15 protein-coding genes are annotated in these 17,787 nt (G+C 49.7%); 7 read left to right on the plus strand and 8 right to left on the minus strand.

The genetic code is table 11. The annotated features are described in order from the left end of the window. Nucleotides 1-96: 96 nt before the first annotated feature. From L9G74_RS16345 to L9G74_RS16370, 6 genes are all read right to left on the minus strand, one after another. A complete protein-coding gene (locus tag L9G74_RS16345) occupies nt 97-930 on the minus strand; it encodes a DUF6136 family protein (protein ID WP_238897522.1) in 834 nt (277 codons plus the stop codon). Continuing rightward, on the minus strand, nt 927-1,532 hold the full coding sequence (locus tag L9G74_RS16350; protein ID WP_238897524.1) for an ABC transporter ATP-binding protein: 606 nt from the start codon (nt 1,530-1,532) through the stop codon (nt 927-929). Before L9G74_RS16350 ends, L9G74_RS16345 begins: the two co-directional genes overlap by 4 nt. 127 nt (nt 1,533-1,659) lie before the next feature. Beyond that, nucleotides 1,660-2,559 carry an ABC transporter ATP-binding protein gene (locus tag L9G74_RS16355; RefSeq protein ID WP_238897525.1) on the minus strand — a complete coding sequence of 300 codons (900 nt, stop codon included), beginning with the start codon at nt 2,557-2,559 and terminating at the stop codon, nt 1,660-1,662. Next, on the minus strand, nt 2,556-3,395 hold the full coding sequence (locus L9G74_RS16360) for an ABC transporter permease (protein ID WP_238897526.1): 840 nt from the start codon (nt 3,393-3,395) through the stop codon (nt 2,556-2,558). The genes L9G74_RS16355 and L9G74_RS16360 overlap by 4 nt, the downstream gene beginning before the upstream one ends. A gap of 25 nt (nt 3,396-3,420) precedes the next feature. Next, nucleotides 3,421-4,050 carry a YceH family protein gene (locus L9G74_RS16365; RefSeq protein ID WP_238897534.1) on the minus strand — a complete coding sequence of 210 codons (630 nt, stop codon included), beginning with the start codon at nt 4,048-4,050 and terminating at the stop codon, nt 3,421-3,423. 25 nt (nt 4,051-4,075) lie between these two features. Beyond that, nucleotides 4,076-4,909: a CvfB family protein gene (locus tag L9G74_RS16370; RefSeq protein WP_238897537.1), complete on the minus strand. Its 834-nt coding sequence runs from the start codon at nt 4,907-4,909 to the stop codon at nt 4,076-4,078. Nucleotides 4,910-5,537: 628 nt separating this feature from the next. Here L9G74_RS16370 and speE point away from each other — a divergent pair. The 6 genes from speE to L9G74_RS16400 all read left to right on the plus strand — a co-directional run bounded on the left by speE (nt 5,538) and on the right by L9G74_RS16400 (nt 11,147). Continuing rightward, nucleotides 5,538-6,413 carry a polyamine aminopropyltransferase gene (gene speE, locus L9G74_RS16375; RefSeq protein ID WP_238897538.1) on the plus strand — a complete coding sequence of 292 codons (876 nt, stop codon included), beginning with the start codon at nt 5,538-5,540 and terminating at the stop codon, nt 6,411-6,413. A 22-nt stretch (nt 6,414-6,435) separates the two neighbouring features. Beyond that, nucleotides 6,436-8,349 carry a biosynthetic arginine decarboxylase gene (gene speA, locus L9G74_RS16380; RefSeq protein WP_238897540.1) on the plus strand — a complete coding sequence of 638 codons (1,914 nt, stop codon included), beginning with the start codon at nt 6,436-6,438 and terminating at the stop codon, nt 8,347-8,349. Between the two features lie 55 nt (nt 8,350-8,404). Continuing rightward, the gene (locus L9G74_RS16385; RefSeq protein ID WP_238897542.1) at nt 8,405-9,334 is read left to right on the plus strand and encodes an S-adenosylmethionine decarboxylase proenzyme; all 930 of its coding nucleotides are present in this window, start codon (nt 8,405-8,407) and stop codon (nt 9,332-9,334) included. Between the two features lie 31 nt (nt 9,335-9,365). Beyond that, a complete protein-coding gene (gene pdxH, locus L9G74_RS16390) occupies nt 9,366-10,007 on the plus strand; it encodes a pyridoxamine 5'-phosphate oxidase (RefSeq protein WP_238897544.1) in 642 nt (213 codons plus the stop codon). A 94-nt stretch (nt 10,008-10,101) separates the two neighbouring features. Next, nucleotides 10,102-10,677, plus strand: a complete 576-nt coding sequence (locus tag L9G74_RS16395) for a YceI family protein (protein ID WP_238897555.1) — start codon at nt 10,102-10,104, stop codon at nt 10,675-10,677. Nucleotides 10,678-10,796: 119 nt separating this feature from the next. After that, nucleotides 10,797-11,147, plus strand: a complete 351-nt coding sequence (locus L9G74_RS16400; protein WP_238897559.1) for a DUF3802 family protein — start codon at nt 10,797-10,799, stop codon at nt 11,145-11,147. 87 nt (nt 11,148-11,234) lie between these two features. On the opposite strand, the gene acs is transcribed toward L9G74_RS16400, so the two are convergent. Beyond that, nucleotides 11,235-13,190, minus strand: coding sequence for an acetate--CoA ligase (gene acs, locus L9G74_RS16405; protein ID WP_238897560.1), 1,956 nt, complete (start codon nt 13,188-13,190; stop codon nt 11,235-11,237). Nucleotides 13,191-13,489: 299 nt separating this feature from the next. Between acs and L9G74_RS16410 the strand changes: the two genes are divergently transcribed. After that, nucleotides 13,490-16,915 carry a hybrid sensor histidine kinase/response regulator gene (locus L9G74_RS16410; RefSeq protein WP_238897628.1) on the plus strand — a complete coding sequence of 1,142 codons (3,426 nt, stop codon included), beginning with the start codon at nt 13,490-13,492 and terminating at the stop codon, nt 16,913-16,915. Here the strand turns inward: L9G74_RS16410 and L9G74_RS16415 are convergent. After that, nucleotides 16,863-17,633: a phosphatase PAP2 family protein gene (locus tag L9G74_RS16415; protein WP_238897562.1), complete on the minus strand. Its 771-nt coding sequence runs from the start codon at nt 17,631-17,633 to the stop codon at nt 16,863-16,865. The two genes, L9G74_RS16410 and L9G74_RS16415, sit on opposite strands and share 53 nt — an antisense overlap. Between the last annotated feature and the right edge of the window lie 154 nt (nt 17,634-17,787).

Genomic DNA, 17,787 nt, shown 5'->3' on the forward strand with positions numbered 1-17,787 from the left:
GTGCTGTTTGTGGAGAATAACTACACGGCACATCACCTGCCTTGCCTAAATCACGCTCTGTCTGCTGCAAAAACAACCAGCAAAGATAAACAGCCCCTAGCATATGCCCATGAGTAGGCTGAAAAAGCTACTGATATAAGGTTGGGCAACCTCGCTGCTATAGCGCAGAAAATTATCGGCAAGCATCAATAGCAGCAATAGCATTACCAGCCGCAGCAATTGTGCTTTCGGTGTGGTTAAGTCTGCCGCTAGTTGCAGTTGTACTACCCCCCGAGGCTGATTTACTTGCGGTAATTGATGGAATGTCATCAGTTGTTCAACCGCAATAACCAACAGCCAGATGCCAACGAGCTGAGCCACCGTTAGCTCACTGGCAAATGGCAACATCAACAACGGTGCTAGCAATAAACTCAACCAAGGATAGCGGCGATACACTGCTGCCCAACTGTAGTACAGCGATAGCAATGCTAGCGTAAAAATGGGCAAAAATTGGCTTAGACTGACGAGTATTGGCTGAGATATAAGATGGCTTGCATGTCGAAGCAACAATCCGAACAACATCAGCCATGGCGCTAACAGCAGCAGATGCGCGGCATAGAGAATTAAACCTAGCTCTGTCATGCGTTGGCGGCCTTTACTCACCGGTAGGCTGGCGACATAGTCGCTAACTTTCTGTGCTTTAATGGCTTTTTGCTGCAATAGTAGCCAGCTATGTAGCAATAGTTGATAGGCCCATAGCGCCGTTAGGTATTGGCGTGCTGGTGTTTGCGGATCGGCGAGTAATGCCAGTACCACCAGTGGCATCATCACCAAGGCGGGCATGGCGAGCGGAAAAAGGTTCACCAATCCTAGACTCAGTTGTTTGAGCTGAGCTAACAGTTGCGTCAGTTCATGGCGATAGCAACTGAGGCGGAATTGCCAATAGTTCAAGCAGCCATCCCCTTGAGTTGCTCAATCGCTATCTGCTGTAGTGGGGCGTGCTGCAGCGCTAAAGGTTCGTGGCTTGCCAAAATGACTTGGCCGGGATACTCATCCAACAACTGCAGCAAGACCTGACGGCTTGCTTCATCTAAGCCATTAAATGGTTCATCCAATAGCAGTAATCTCGGTTGATGCAATAGCGCAGTGAGCAGGCTTAACTTTTTATAATTCCCTAAAGATAAATCGGCAATTTTGGTATGGAGAAATGGTGTCAGCGCTAACTGGTCAATCAGCACTGCATCCACAGGGCATTGGTGTTGGTGGCAATGAAAATTGAGTAACGCCTGTGCCGACATAAATTCGGGTAACTGGATTTTACTGGCGCTGATGCCGATCTGCTGTTTAGCCGTGGGTTGCAACACGTTTTGTTGTTCAAACAATACTTGGCCTGAGCTGGGAGTGAGTAATCCCGCCGCCAGTAATAACAGGGTAGTTTTGCCGCTGCCATTGGCACCATACAGCTGAATCCGCGGCGCGGAAAATTGCATGTTGAGATCAGCAAACAAATGCTGCTGCGCAAAGCTATGACTGACATGAGCAAAGGTCAACAATGGCTAACATCCTGTAAGTATTGTCAATGTGCTGCGGCTATCACTGCCACAGTGAGGAATAAAACAGCAATTGAGTTTAGCGTTACACACGGTGCTGTCAGTACGAATACAGCACCGTGTGTCCGACTTATTGGGCAAACAAGGTGTCTTCCAATGAGCGGCCATTAAGCAATAAGCGGTAGCGCCATCCTTGCTGATGACACAGTTGCAGTAGTGCAACATCTAACGCTGTCGCTGATGGCTGATACTCAATCACAAAGGCGTGTTGGCTTGCCACATTCACTTGCAACACATCAGGCAATTGTCGCAACACCGACAGCACGGTTTGATCGTCCACCGCTTGTAACTGCAAGGTGAAGTATTGCGTTTCGGTTGTGGCCGACAGCGATACCTGTTGTTTCACTTGGCCGCGCTCTAAAAACACCACTTGATCACACAGTCGCTCTAACTCATCGAGGTTATGTGAACTCACCACAAAGGTGGTGCGGTCAGAGAGTTTACTGATGAGGTCGCGGATCAGCCGCGCGTTGGCGGGGTCAATCCCAGCAGTCGGTTCATCCAGTAAAATCAGCTCTGGTTCGCCAATCAAGGCTTGGGCAATCGCGACGCGTTTACTCATGCCGTGGCTTAACGTAGTGGGTTTCTGCTTGAGTGAATCAGCGAGATCTACCAATGTCAGCACTCGCAACGCTTCTTGTTTGGCTGCTTTGGCCGACATGCCGCGCAGTTGGGCGAACAAACTCAGTTGCTGCTCAAGGGTAAAATCGGGATCGAGCTTCGCATCTTGTGGCAAAGCACCGATTTTACTGCGCAGTTGTGGATGTCCCGGCGGCAGGCCAAACACTTCAATGCTGCCCGCGCTGGGATGAATATAACCCAACAGCAAGCTAAACAGCGTGGTTTTACCGGCGCCGTTGGGACCAACTAAAGCGATTGGTTGGCCAGTGGTTAAATCGAGGTTGATATTATCTAGTGCGAGGTGGCTACCGTAACGGCGGCTAAGCTGTTGGCATTTTATCAGGCTCATACGTCGCTCCGTTTAAAAGCATAAAATCCAAGGGCTAAGAATGCCACGGTTTGTATTAGCGCGACTTTAAGGAAGATTGGCGCTTGGGTTGGCATCACGCCCATGAGCTGTTGTGTCTCAGTGCCTGGCATCACATATTCAAGGTAAGCCAACGGCGCGACGGTGACGTCTGCCAACCACACCAGCAATGACAACCCAGTGAAAAACAATACCGAGTAAAGCACCGCCTGTTTACTGCTACTGGCAATTACTGACAGCAAAGACATTAGTGCAACGTACGGCAGTAACATCAGCAAAATCACCAGCCACACTTGTAGGCCACAAATCACGGCGGGCAGCGCAAGATGAATATCACGCACCATAGCCATCACCATCGTCACTAAGCTTGTCGCGCCGCTCAGTAATGCCATTACTGCCATCGCCCCTAAAAAGCGGCCGAAAAATAATGCGATGCGGCTGGCATGTAAGCTGAGAAAACGGAAGGTGCCGCGTTGGATATCATCGGCAAATTGCCCCGCACCGAGCAGAATGGCAAACATAGGTTGTAGCCCCAGTGCAAATACCCAATACATGGCAAACTCTTCCACCGGCCAATTGAACAAGTTGCTCATGGCACCTTCGCCTAACACTTGCATGACGATATCTTTGGCGTCGGGATGCAGCATCAGGTTCACGGCATCACGCACCAAAAACAGCAAAATGAGCAACCACAGCATCACATAGGCAGCTAAGGTAACGAGCCCTTTGGTTTGACTGAGTAGGCGGCGCACTTCCGTAGTGGCAATCAAGCTGATTTGCCTGACCGTTGAACTGTGTAACTCCGTGGCTTGGTTCATTGTCGTCCTTTTAAATTGCTGCGGGTTAACGGTTGAGTAGGGTGGCTAATTGCTGTTGCAACTCGGCGACTTGTTGCTCAAGTTGCTCAACTCGTTGTTCCAGTGCCGATGACGGCGCAGCCGTGCTAGCGACAAACGGAATGTCACTGATGGTTGCGTCAACTTCACAAAAGGTATGCGCAAAGCGTTGTTCGCGTTTACCCGCTTCTTTGGCAAGTTGCACTAACCAGCCGTTATCCAGCATCTTGCTCAGCGTTTGTTCCACCTGGGCGAGATCGCCAAATTCAAACAAACGCTGGCAGCGGGTGCGTAACTCACCCGCGGTTTGTGGACCGCGTAGCAGCATGACACAGATGATAGCGCGCTCTGCCAGCGAGAACTGTAAATCCGAAAATTCAGTATTACAGAAGCGATGCTGGTATTTGCTGACGCGACTGCCAAAGCCGCTAACCTCAGTCACTAAGCGTTGCTGCTCCAACAAGCTGATGGTGTCGAGCACTTCGGCTTCCGACAGTGACATCACCGGTTCGCGGCTGGTTTTTTGATTGCAGGCCAAGGTTAACGCATTCAGTGACAACGGATACTGTTCGGGAGTGGTGGTTTCTTTCTCCAACAAACAACCAATGACTCGAGCTTCGTTCGCAGTGAGTTTCATTCATACTCCTTGAATGTTGTTAGTATTATTTGGCTGCGTGCAGACCATCGTCGCTGATGGTAATTTCGCCGGCTTTATATAAGCCGCCAATCGCCTTTTTAAAGGCTTTTTTGCTCATGGCTAACTCGGCGTAAATCACTTCTGGCGCGGTTTTATCGCTAAACGGCAAAAAGCCATTAGCTTGTTTCAGGCGTTTAAGGATCAGTTGTGACTGTTTATCTAACTCTTGTTTACCACCTTGTTGCAGGGCGACATCGAGTTTGCCGTCAGCGCGAACTTGCTTGATAAAGGCTTTTACGGTTTGGCCGTAGCGCAAGTTGCGGAACACATCGCTGTTATGAATGACGCCCCAGTGTTGCTGATTAACGATCACCTTGAAACCGAGATCGGATTTACCAGCGATAATCACTTCAACTTGCTCACCATTACGATAGTGCGCCGGGGTTTTATCGATGAACTTATCAATTTTGGCTGATGCCACAATGCGTTCATCGGCACGGTTAACATGCACGTATACCAAATAGCTACGGCCTTCTTCCGCTTTTTGCCGTTGTTCAGCAAAAGGTAAGAGCAGGTCTTTATCTAAGCCCCAATCGAGGAAGGCGCCATAAGCACCGGTGGCGATAGTTTGCAGATAGGCAAATTGGCCGACTTCTGCCAAGGGTTTACGAGTGGTGGCAATCGGGGTGTCTTCCGAGTCCAAGTAGATAAATACTTCGACTTCATCGCCGATTGCACAGTTTTCTGGCACGTACTTGCGTGGCAGCAGCACTTGACCCAGTGCATCAGCATTTAAGTAGACGCCAAATTCCACCTGTTTAACGACTGGCAGGCGGCAAGTTTTTCCGAGTTCGACCATGGGGATTCCATCAAAGAAAGTCATTTGCGGCGATTATAACGTAATGTGATGCTTAGCGGTGCTGAGAATTTGACTGATCAGCGTTTAAGTTCATTGGCGTAATCAGCTGAATGCTTATTCAGTGTTCTTTGATTAACGCGCTGAATTTATGTAGTATTTTTGGATGTTAAATCGCGCACAGTCATTACATGTTGGTATGTGCTGTAAAAAGCCTCGTTATCAGCAAGATTCATGCTTGATTTCTTGGTCTCAGCAAGGTTTAATTGCGCGGTTTTAGGGTGGTTAGACTGCGAGTCTAACTCTGGGTTATTAGGTTTTATGGTTTATGAGTCATTAACCGTATTCGTGTGGTTTCAATCGTACGGGGTTAAGAGGGTCTTTAGCTAATGCACAACCATTTATTTGCAGCACTTTACCGAAAAGTGCCAGAAAACCTGGTAGCTGTCGGCGGTCATTACGATGACACTAGCTTGAAGCACCTCATTCTTATCCGCATTAATTCTGGCCGCGAAGAGGCCAACAATACCCGCTAATCTGTCGCTGGCGCGACACACTTTACCCGGTCTTTCATGCAGAAAGTCACTGGGGTTTATCCGTTTTCTTTTTAATCCGGTTCCGGACGAGTTAAATGCAAGACAAAGTGATCTACTACGAAACGCTCCACCAAGGCTACGGCCAATATTTTGAAGTTGAACATGTGCTGTTTGAGCAGCGGACTGAACAGTGGCATTTGAGCATTTTTGAGACCAAGAGTCTTGGGCGAGTGATGGCGCTCAATGGTGCCATTCAAACCACGGAACGCGATGAATTTATTTACCATGAGATGCTGACGCACGTGCCGTTATTAGCTCATGGACAGGCGAAAAAGGTATTGATTATTGGCGGTGGTGATGGCGGTATTTTACGTGAAGTGGCAAAACACCGTGAGCTAACGTCGATCACTATGGTCGAAATTGACGCCTCAGTGATTGAGATGTGCCAGACCTATTTCCCGAATCACTCAGCCGGGGCGTTTGATGATCCGCGGCTGAACTTGACGATCCAAGACGGACTTGAGTTTGTCCGTCAGTGTAATGAACAGTTTGATGTCATTATCTCAGACTGTACTGATCCCGTTGGCCCGGGCGAGGTGCTGTTTAGTTCTGAGTTTTACCAAAACTGCCAACGGCTGTTAGCACCCAATGGCATTTTTGTGGCACAAAACGGCGTGCCGTTTTTACAGCCAGATGAGATCAGCAATACCGTACGCCGTATGCACTCTTACGTGACGGATTGCACCTTCTATATGACCGCTGTGCCTACTTACATCGGCGGCAATATGGCGTTTGTTTGGGCAACAGATAACCAGATGGCCAAGTCTGTTAGCTTAGATGAATTACAACTAAGATTTACACGGGCAGGGCTGGCGACCCGTTTCTATACGCCAGCTTTACATCAGGCAAGCTTTGCTTTGCCTGCTTACATTCAACAAGCGGTAGCGTCTGCGCTGACAGTTACCGAATAACCACTATCACAGGCTGAATATAATGAGTGATTGGTCAATTGATGATGCCCGTAACGGATACAACGTTGCGTACTGGAGTCAGGGATTTTACGGCGTAAACGACGGCGGTGAGGTGACGGTTTCACCCGATCCTTCTAACCCTAACAGTCGGATTAGCCTGAACGAATTAGCGAAAGACATGGTTAAGGCGGGCGTAAGCATGCCGGTGCTGGTGCGTTTTCCACAAATTCTGTGTCAGCGAGTAGATAACCTGTGCCAAGCGTTCAACCAAGCCATTGAACGTTATGAATACGGCGCAGATTATCTGTTGGTCTATCCCATCAAAGTAAACCAACAACAAGCCGTAGTAGAAGAGATTCTGGCGAGCCAAAAAAGCAAAGTTGTGCCACAACTTGGGTTGGAAGCGGGTAGTAAGCCTGAGTTGATGGCCGTATTGGCCATGGCACAAAAAGCTAGCTCAGTGATCGTCTGTAACGGTTACAAAGATAAAGAATATATTCGTCTGGCGTTGATCGGTGAGAAATTAGGCCACAAGGTCTACATCGTGCTAGAAAAAATGTCAGAGCTGAAAATCGTTCTGCGCGAAGCGGCTGAGCTGGGTGTAACCCCACGCCTAGGTCTGCGTGCGCGTTTGGCGTTCCAAGGCAAAGGTAAATGGCAAGCCAGTGGTGGTGAAAAATCCAAATTCGGTTTGTCTGCGGCACAAGTGTTGAAAGTGATCGACGAGCTGAAAGAAAACAATATGCTCGATTCACTGCAACTGCTGCACTTCCACTTAGGTTCGCAAATCGCCAACATTCGCGATATCCGTCATGGGGTAGGCGAAGCGGCACGTTTCTACTGTGAACTGCGTAAACTGGGCGCCAAGATCGATTGTTTCGACGTCGGTGGTGGTTTGGCGGTGGATTACGACGGTACCCGTAGCCAAAGTAACAACTCAATGAACTACGGTTTGACAGAGTACGCCAACAACATCGTTAGCACCTTGGCTGATGTGTGTGCTGAATACGAACAACCGGTTCCACGTTTGATCTCCGAATCTGGTCGTTATCTGACGGCGCACCACGCGGTATTGATCGCTGACGTTATCGGCACTGAAGCCTATGCACCAGAGCAGATTACCGAGCCAGAAGAAGAGGCGCCACAACTGTTGCACAACATGTGGCAGTCTTGGTCTGACATCAGCGAACGCGGTGATTCTCGTGCCTTGATTGAAATCTTCCACGATACCCAATCAGACTTAGCTGAAGCGCATTCATTGTTTGCTTTGGGCCAACTGACCCTTGAGCAACGTGCCTGGGCAGAACAGACTAATCTGCGCGTTTGTCATGAACTGCAAGGCCGTATGAGTGCCAAAAACCGTTACCATCGTCCCATCATTGATGAGCTGAACGAGAAACTGGCGGATAAGTTCTTTGTCAACTTCTCGTTGTTCCAATCGTTGCCAGATGCTTGGGGTATCGATCAAGTGTTCCCGGTATTGCCACTGAGCGGTTTGGACAAAGCGCCAGAGCGCCGTGCGGTCATGCTGGACATCACCTGTGACTCGGACGGTACTATCGATCAATACGTGGATGGTCAAGGGATTGAAACTACCTTGCCAGTGCCAGCATGGAACAGCGAAAGCCCATATCTGCTCGGCTTCTTCTTGGTTGGCGCTTATCAAGAGATTTTGGGTGATCTGCACAACCTGTTTGGTGACACCAACTCTGCGGTTGTTCGAGTGGATGAAAATGGTTTGCCAAGTATTGAAACTGTGCTGGCAGGCGATACCGTGGCAGATGTATTGCGCTATGTTAACTTGGATGCGGTGTCGTTTATGCGCACCTACGAAGAACTGGTCAATACCCATATCGAGGAAGATGAACGCGCCGCGATTTTGGAAGAGCTGCACCTAGGTATCAAAGGTTACACCTACCTAGAAGACTTTGCTTAACAGAGATTTTGTTAAATAAAAGGGGCTGCCACGGCAGCCCCATCAGGTATGAAAGATGTTTTTTGAAGGTTCAGAAAAAAAAATAGAACTCATAGTGACACCAGAAACGCCATCACTACGCTCGTTGGGACGACCTTTTTGGGAAACCATGGTAGGCAAGGCTCATGCGGAAATTTTATCCAGCGTAAGTAATGATGACTGCGACGCCTACCTGCTGAGTGAGTCCAGTTTATTTGTGTGGGACAACCATTTTTTAATGTTGACCTGCGGCACCACCACCTTAGTGCATGCGGCGACACATTTTATTGATACCTTAGGTACCGATGCTGTGGCGTTTTTGAGCTATCAGCGTAAAAACGAGTATTTGGCCCATCTGCAAACCTCCTCGTTTGAAGATGATCTCAAACTACTGCGCCAAAAAATCAGTGGTCATGCTTATCGTGTTGGTCATCTTGATTCGCACCATCATTACATCTTTTACACCGATAAACCTTACCAAGCTGACCCGAGTGACATCACCAATGAGCTGCTGATGTATCACATCAGTGGTGACACGGCGGATTACCTGCGTTCCACCGGACAAAAGATTGAACAGATCCGTCAGCGGTTGCAGTTGAGTAGCTTACTCGGCGATTTTGCCATTGATGATTTCCTGTTTGAGCCATTTGGCTACTCGGTCAACGGTATTCGCGGCAAAGAGTATTTCACTATTCACGTAACGCCGCAGGAAGATACCTCCTATGTGAGTTTTGAAACCAATCTGGCGCTGACCGGTCAGCATAGCGAACTGTTTGCTGCGTTGTTACATGCGTTGCAGCCGGGCAGTTGGGATATTATCGGCTTCAACTCGCCCGCCAATACCCTCGGCTTTCCGGCCAATCACCGTTTAGGGTTGAGCAACATGACCTTAGAGCAAGGTTATGAACTCAGTTTTAGTCATTACCAACGCTGTGAGCACGAGTACCTATTGCCTACGCGGCTATAATTGAAACCATTCTGTAGCGGAGAATTACAGCATGTCTGACTTAAGCGACATTCGGCGTGAATATACCCAAGGTGGCTTACGCCGTGGGGATTTGCCCAGCGAACCTTTTAGTTTGTTTGAGCGCTGGATGCAGCAGGCATGCGACGCGCAATTAGTTGATCCTACCGCCATGGTGGTGGCGACGGTTGACAGCCAGCAGCGCCCATTTCAGCGCATCGTGTTGCTGAAACGCTTTGATGAACAAGGCTTTGTCTTCTTCACCAACCTCGGTAGCCGCAAGGCGCAGCAGATTGAGCACAATAGTGCCGTGAGTTTGCTGTTTCCGTGGCATGCGCTGGAGCGACAAGTGGCCGTTTCTGGTCACGCCACTAAGTTATCAACTGCCGAAGTGTTGAAATACTTCCTCTCTCGTCCTAAAGATAGCCAGATTGCGGCTTGGGTGTCGCAGCAATCGAGCAAAATTTCCGCTCGCCAAGTGCTCGAAGCTAAGTTTTTAGAGATGAAAAACAAATTTGCCCAAGGCGATGTGCCGGTGCCGTCATTTTGGGGCGGTTTCCGCGTCGTGCCCGACAGCATCGAATTTTGGCAAGGCGGTGAAAAACGTCTCCATGACCGCTTCCTTTATAGCCGTGACGCTGAACAAGGTTGGACAATTGACCGTTTAGCACCATAACGGACAAATCAAGTTGCAAGCCTCGATGTGCTGAACTAGGTTTAAATTATCAGTTCATGGCCAGATTTTCGGCACGTCAAAGCAGAGGCTTGCTATGTTCACCAAATGGCTGTTGTCTGTCGCGCTACTCCTTACCAGTATGTCCAGTTGGGCTAATTGGCAATTCGTTCCCGAACATTCCACTGTTTATGCGATATCCACTAAAGCACAGCATATTGCTGAGGTGCATAAGTTCTCAATCGCTTCAGCTACGCTGACACCGCAAGGACAGTTTTCGCTGGTGATTGAGCTAGCGTCAGTGGTTTCTGGTGTCGAGCACCGCAATCAGTTGCTACGAGATGTGTTGTTTGAAGTGGCGAAATATCCGCAGGCGACGTTGACCGCGGCAGTGGCCGAACAATGGCTGGCAGATTTGCCGCTGGCGCAGGTGGTGTCGTTATCGCTGCCCGCCAAGCTACAATTGCATGGTGTGCAGCAAATGTTGGCTTTGGAACTCAATGTGGTCAAACTCAGTGCTGAGCAGATTTGGGTGACCAATGCGCGGCCTGTGGTGCTGGATCTGGCGACATTCGGTTACACTAACGGACTACATAAGCTGGCGCAGTTGAGTAGCTTAGACAGTATTGCGGCGATGGTGCCGATGAGTTTCTCATTGTTGCTGCAGAAATAGCCCAACAAGCCAATGCTTGATCAATGTGTTACGCTTTTATTGTTTCATAATGGCCTTGATTCTATTAGTCTAAATGCTAATTCGTATTTGGCGACAACAATACTCAGTGAGTAGGTGACATGGTTACAGATAAAGACGGATATGCCCATCTGATCCAATACTTAAGTGAAAATTTGGGATTGTTTACCAACGTCGGGGCCAACCCCGGTGAAAATACTGTGCTGGAGTTGTTTGAAGAGCAGTTAGCGGCGCAAATTATCATGATCTGTGGCCAGAATCCGGAGTTATCATTCAGCCAGCGTAATACGGTGATCCGTGAAATTGATGCGGTGGTGTACGACTTGGAAGAAGTGCTGGGTAAAATGGCTAATCAACATGCGACCACCGAGCAGATCCATTTCATCAGTGAATTTTCTGGCCTGATCAAAAATCTCTTTGATCAAGAGGTCAGTGACATGCTGAAAGCCTAATACTCACGTAGTTACTTGTGCGAATAAGCGCTAAAAGAAAACCCCTGACGAACAGGGGTTTTTTGTGTCTGTCGTTGCCGTGTTAGCTTATTCGGCGCGGTTCAAACGTGTCTCAATCAGCGTATCAATCACCCCTGGATCTGCCAGTGTTGAAGAATCGCCCAAATTGGTAATCTCGTTGGCGGCAATTTTACGCAAGAAGCGACGCATAATCTTACCTGAACGGGTCTTTGGCAGGCCGGTGGCCCACTGGATTAAGTCTGGTGTTGCTAACGCACCAATCTCTTTGCGAACCCATTGGCGTAACTCTTGGCGCAACGCTTCAGAAGGCTCTGTGCCTTTATTTAACGTCACATAGGCGTAAATGCCTTGGCCTTTAATGTCGTGCGGATACCCCACCACTGCAGCCTCGGCCACCATATCGTGTGCCACTAAGGCACTCTCAATTTCGGCAGTACCCAAGCGGTGACCAGACACGTTAATTACATCGTCCACACGACCAGTGATCCAGTAATAACCATCTTCATCACGGCGGGCGCCATCGCCAGTAAAGTACATGCCGTGGAAGGTTTTAAAGTAGGTTAGGGCAAAGCGTTCATGGTCACCATAAACGGTACGCATTTGGCCGGGCCAAGAATCGAGGATCACTAAGTTACCTTCGGTCGCACCTTCCAAAATTGTGCCGGTGTTATCAACCAATGCTGGCTGCACGCCAAAGAATGGGCGAGTCGCCGATCCGGGTTTAGTATCGGTTGCGCCTGGCAGCGGCGTAATCAAAATGCCGCCGGTTTCTGTTTGCCACCAAGTATCCACAATCGGGCATTGCTCATGGCCGATCACTTCGTGGTACCAACGCCATGCTTCAGGGTTAATCGGCTCACCCACTGAGCCCATAATACGCAGTGAATCACCTTTATATTTGGCAAATTGCTCTTTGCCTTCTGCCATGAGGGCGCGGATCAGCGTCGGCGCGGTATAAAGAATGTTCACTTTATGGCGGTCAATCATTTCACCTAAGCGAGCTGGGCTAGGGGAGTTGGGCACCCCTTCGTGGATCAACACGGTGGCGCAGTTTGCCAGCGGTCCATACACCATGTAGCTGTGGCCGGTGATCCAACCCACATCGGCGGTACACCAGTAAACCTCACCCGGTTTGTAATCAAATACATATTCGTGGGTCATGGAGGCGTACACCATGTAGCCGCCGGTGGTGTGTAACACGCCTTTCGGGTTGCCCGTTGAACCTGAGGTATACAGCAAGAACAACGGGTCTTCAGCGCCCATCTCTTCTGGCTCACAAAATTCGGAGGCGGTTTCGGTTAATGAATGCCACCAGATATCGCGTCCTTCTACCCAATCAATGGAGTTGCCAGTGCGTTGCAGCACAATCACTTTTTCTACGGTGGTGACATCGGCATGGGTTAATGCTTCATCGATGTTACGCTTCAGCGGAATGTTGCGGCCGCCACGTACGCCTTCATCAGCAGTCAGCACCACTTTGGATTTGCCATCTTTGATACGTGAGGCAATAGAATCCGGTGAAAAGCCGCCAAACACCACCGAATGAATGGCGCCGATGCGGGCACACGCCAACATGGCAACGGCAGCTTCTGGCACCATTGGCATATACATAGTCACAACATCGCCACGGCGTACGCCTTGACTGCGCAAGGCATTGGCAAACTTACAGACTTCGGTATGCAGTTGGCCGTAGGTGAGGGTACGCTGTTCTTTGGCATCATCGCCTTCCCAGATGATTGCCACTTTGTCGGCGTGTTGTGCCAGATGACGATCGACACAGTTCACTGAGGCATTGAGTGTGCCGTCATAAAACCATTGAATAGACAGGTTATGATCATCAAACGAAGTCTGTTTGATTTTGCTGTAAGGTTTAATCCAATCAATACGTTTGCCATGTTCACGCCAAAAGCCTTCAGGATTGACAATAGACTCCTGATACATGCGTTTATATTTGTCGTCGTTAATCAACGCGTTGGAAGCAATCGATTCTGGCACTTTATAAGTTGTCGGTTGGCTGCACATAAATACTTCCCATTTCAGTGATGCGTGTCGCAAAAGTATGGTTTGTATACAGCTTTGCTCTCTATTAGACATTGGTCTATTTATACTTATGTCTTATTTTTCAAAAGGATATAGACCAAATAATGCTGAGGCAACGGCGACATTTTAAACGGCAAAAAACCATGAAAAGTGCGAGAATTAGCGGCGATAACTATCCGTGTCATAAGGAATATTTCACCTTTGGACGTTTTGCGGTAGTTTATGGCTCAGAATACGCTGTTCACATAAAAATGCTGTACGCAGCAGCAACGGAATAGATGATGAATTTAACCCTATTGGTCGCCACGATCGCGCTTTGTTATGTCTGTTTACTGTGTTTGTTAGCTTGGGGCGCTGAGCGTTGGTTTGGTAATTTCACCAAAAAAATGCAGCACTGGATCTACTCCCTTAGCTTAGCGGTCTATTGCTCCTCGTGGAGTTTTCTCGGCACCGTTGGTCAATCGGTGAATGATTTTTGGTCGTTTGTGCCGATTTTTGTCGGGCCAATTCTGGTGTTTATGCTTGGCTTTGGCTTGTTGCGCAAAATGGTGATTGTCTCCAAAGCGCAGAATATTACTTCGGTGGCTGACTTTATCGCGGCACGTTACGGTAAGTCGCAGCCGCTGGCGGTGCTGGTCACCTTGATTGCCATGTTCGGTATCATGCCGTATATCGCATTGCAGCTTAAAGCCATGGTGTTTGGTTTTAACTTGTTCCAGCCCAGTGGTGAGCCGCTTAATGGCTCGCTGGTCGCGCTAGCCATCTCAGTCTGGCTTGCCATTTTTGCCATTCTGTTTGGCACGCGCAAACTAGATGCTACTGAGCATAACCCCGGCATGATGCTTGCCATTGCCTTTGAGTCGCTCATTAAATTAACCGCTTTTTTGCTGCTGGGCTTGGTGGTGGTGTTTGGCGTGTTTGGCGGTTTTGGTCCGCTGTGGCATCAGGCGACCGAAGCGGGCATTGTGCAACATCCGAACATGCGCTTGGAGCTGATCGTTCCTGAAATGCTGGTGGGCATGGCGGCGTTTTTGTGTATGCCGCGCATGTTCCATGTGATGGTGGTGGAAGCGCAAAACGACCGCAATTTGCGTAAAGCGCGTTGGGTATTTCCTATCTATTTGGTGCTGTTTGGCAGTTTGGTGGGGCCGTTGGCGCTGGCAGGTAAACTGCTACTGGGTGACACCGTGATGCCAGATACCTACGTGATCAATTTGCCGTTGGCGATGGGCAAAGAGTGGCTGGCGGTGATTGCGCTGTTGGGCACGATGTCGGCAGCCACCAGCATGGTGATTGTGGCGGTGGTGACCATCAGCATCATGATCAGTAACGAATGGTTGGTGCCAGTGTTATTGCGCACTGGGCAGATCAAACGTAGCAACTTTAGCCAATTCTCCACGCAACTGTTGTATGTGCGGCGTATCTCGATTGTGCTGATTTTGGCGATGGGCTACGTGGCTTATCTGAGTTTTCAGCACAATGATTCGTTATCGCATCTTGGTATGTTGGCGTTCGGTGCTTTCGCGCAGTTGTCGCCAGCGTTAGTGGGTGGTTTGTATTGGAAGCGCGGTAATCGTTCTGGCGTCATGCTCGGGTTGGCGCTGGGCTTTGGTGCTTGGGCGGTGTTGTTATTCCGCGAAGCGGCGATTTCTGGCGAGCTGTTTACCTCCGGTCTGTCAACCTTTACCGACGTGACCCCCAAAATTCACGACATTCTGACCGCGTTAATCGTTAACTGGGTGTTCTATATTCTGGGGTCGGCATGGTTCCGTGCCGGGGTGGTGGAGCGGATTCAAGCCAGTGCGTTTGTGGTGCCGGGACAACTGCGTAACAGCGGTAACCGCCGCGCCGTACAGATCAGCCAGCAAGATTTGTTGATCCTTGCCAGCCGTTTTGTCAGTCCAACCCGCGCCTATGAGAGCTTCTCGCGTTTCTCGCCAGAGGCAGTACGCAGTGACAGTTGGCACAAGTCCGCCTCGCGCGGGTTGATCAACCACACCGAGCATCTGCTCGCTGGGGTACTGGGTGCCTCGAGTGCTGCGGTGGTGATGGATTCGGTGCTTGAAGGACGCGACCTAGCGCTGGATGAAGTGTTCAGCTTAGTGGACGACGCCTCATCGCAGGTGTTGCTCAGTCAAGACATGCTCCGCGCCGCCATTGAACACGCTAACGAAGGTATGAGCGTGGTTGATAAGGAACTCAACTTGGTGGCGTGGAATTACCGTTACGAAGAGTTGTACCGCTATCCGAAAGACTTTCTCCAGCCCGGTATGCCCATTGCCAAGGTGATCCGCTTCAACGCTGCCCGCGGATATTGTGGTGTGGGTAGCATTGATGAGCACGTAGAAAAACGGCTCAATCACATGCGAGCGGGTACGGCACATAGTTCAGAGCGGCAGCGTAAAGATGGCAAGGTCATCAAAATCCAAGGCAACCCAATGCCGGACGGCGGTTTTGTTATGACGTTTACCGACATCACTCAGTACCGTGAGCAGCAAAAGGCGTTACAAGCCTCGAACGAAAACTTGGAGGCAAGGGTTCGTGAACGTACCTACGAACTGGCGTTGCTGAATAGCCAATTGTTGGAAGCCAAATCACAGGAGGAGATGGCTAACGCCTCGAAAAGTCGTTTCCTTGCGGCGGTGGGGCATGATTTGATGCAGCCTCTTAACGCGGCGCGACTGTTCACCGCTTCATTAAATCAACATCCAAATGTGCCGCCAGATGTGCAGCAGACGCTAAGCCACATTAATGGCTCTTTGAAAAATGCGGGCGAGTTACTCACCGATTTGCTCGATATTTCACGCTTGGATTCCGGCAAAGTGGATGTGAAACGGCGTGATTTTTCGATTTCCGAGATCTTAGCCACCATGGCGGTGGAGTTTGAGGCGATGTCGAAGGATTACAGCATTAGCTTTGCGGTGGTGCCGTGCGAAGTCACGGTTAACTCCGACCCGTCATTGCTGCGCCGTGTTATTCAAAACTTTCTCACCAATGCTTTCCGTTATGCCAAAGGGGGCAAAGTGTTGTTGGGCTGTCGTCACCGTCATGACAGCATTGAAATCCAAGTGCTTGATACCGGCTGCGGCATTGAAGCTGACAAGCTCAAAGCGATTTTCCAAGAGTTTAAGCGCATCGATAATCCCCACTCCAAAAGTGCGAATGGCTTAGGTTTAGGGCTGGCGATTGCCGAACGTATCAGCAAGGTACTTGATCATGAGATTAAGGTGCACTCTATCCATGGTCGTGGCTCGGTGTTTTCGGTGACGGTGCCGATTGGTGCCAGTATCACCGCACCGAAGAAACCCATCGCCCCAGCGGTACGAACGTTGGCGGGCGTACAAGTGCTGTGTATTGATAACGAAGAGTCGATTCTGGCGGGCTTAGAAAGCTTATTAACTCGTTGGAAATGCGAAGTGGTTTGTGCCAACGACATTGATGACGCGCGTATCAAACTGGGGTTGAAAGGTGTGGCGCCTGATATTGTGCTGGCCGACTACCATTTGGATGATGGCAAAAATGGCCTCGATGCCATGAATGCCATCCGCGCTGCTTACGGTGAGTCATTACCGGGGATTTTAATCACCGCCAATACGAATAAGGCGGTGATCGACGAGGTGGAACAATTGGGTTACCACTATATGGCGAAGATGGTTAAGCCTGCGGCTCTGCGGGCGCTAATTTCAAGCTTGGTGAAACGTCGCTAAGCGGCTCAGTTTTGGCGGCGCTTTGCCACGGCCGATAACATACGCCGTACCAGCAGGTGGCGACCAACCATGCGAGCCACAAGCTGGTGAGATCGTGGCTCAGAAAGTGGGCGCCGCGTAATTCTTGCGTGACTGCGAAGGTGACGCCTAACGCCGTTGCCAGTATTAATAAGGGTTTGCGCCACGCGGGTTTATTCACGCGGGCGAAGTAGTACATTGCCACCCAGGCAAAAGCACCGCTAGAGTGACCGCCTGGATAACATTGTCCGAGTGTTTGTTGGCTAAATAGGCTGTTGGGAAACATCACCAACGGTTTGTCGCCGCCGAACATAGCAAGATCCCATGGACAACTGACATTGGTGAGCGATTTACCATAGCGCACCAACACAATGGTGCTGGCGACACTGAGCAGTACCATCAACAAACTACGGCGATAATGGCGCCATTGCGGCCGTAGCTGGCTAGCAATAGTTGCCACGATCAACAGTAGCGACATCAAAGTGACCAGTTGTTTACCGCCATTATGTAGCACTTGTTCAAATAACCTTTGATGACGTAGCGGCCACGGCGCACCACCTTGCAAGTGAAACAGCCAGTTGGCTAATAAAACATCAATGTGCCAGCGGTTGAGCGCACTTAACACTAACACACCCATCACCAAGGGAACACCGAGCTGCTTTGCGCTCCAACGAGCGGTCGAAAAAGGTTGCTGTATCAAGGCGTGTATCCAGTAAGAAACTAATGCAACCGATTCTGGAGCGAATAAATTAAGGTTTTCTTAAGTGCAGGCGCACGGCGGCGTGGGTGGTTTTATTAGACCACTACATATAGCACAGGACAGGACTATTCTGCCTTAAGTGACACCTTGGCGG

Origin of the sequence: Shewanella electrica (genome assembly GCF_022321485.1) — a bacterium.
Lineage (GTDB): Bacteria > Pseudomonadota > Gammaproteobacteria > Enterobacterales > Shewanellaceae > Shewanella > Shewanella electrica.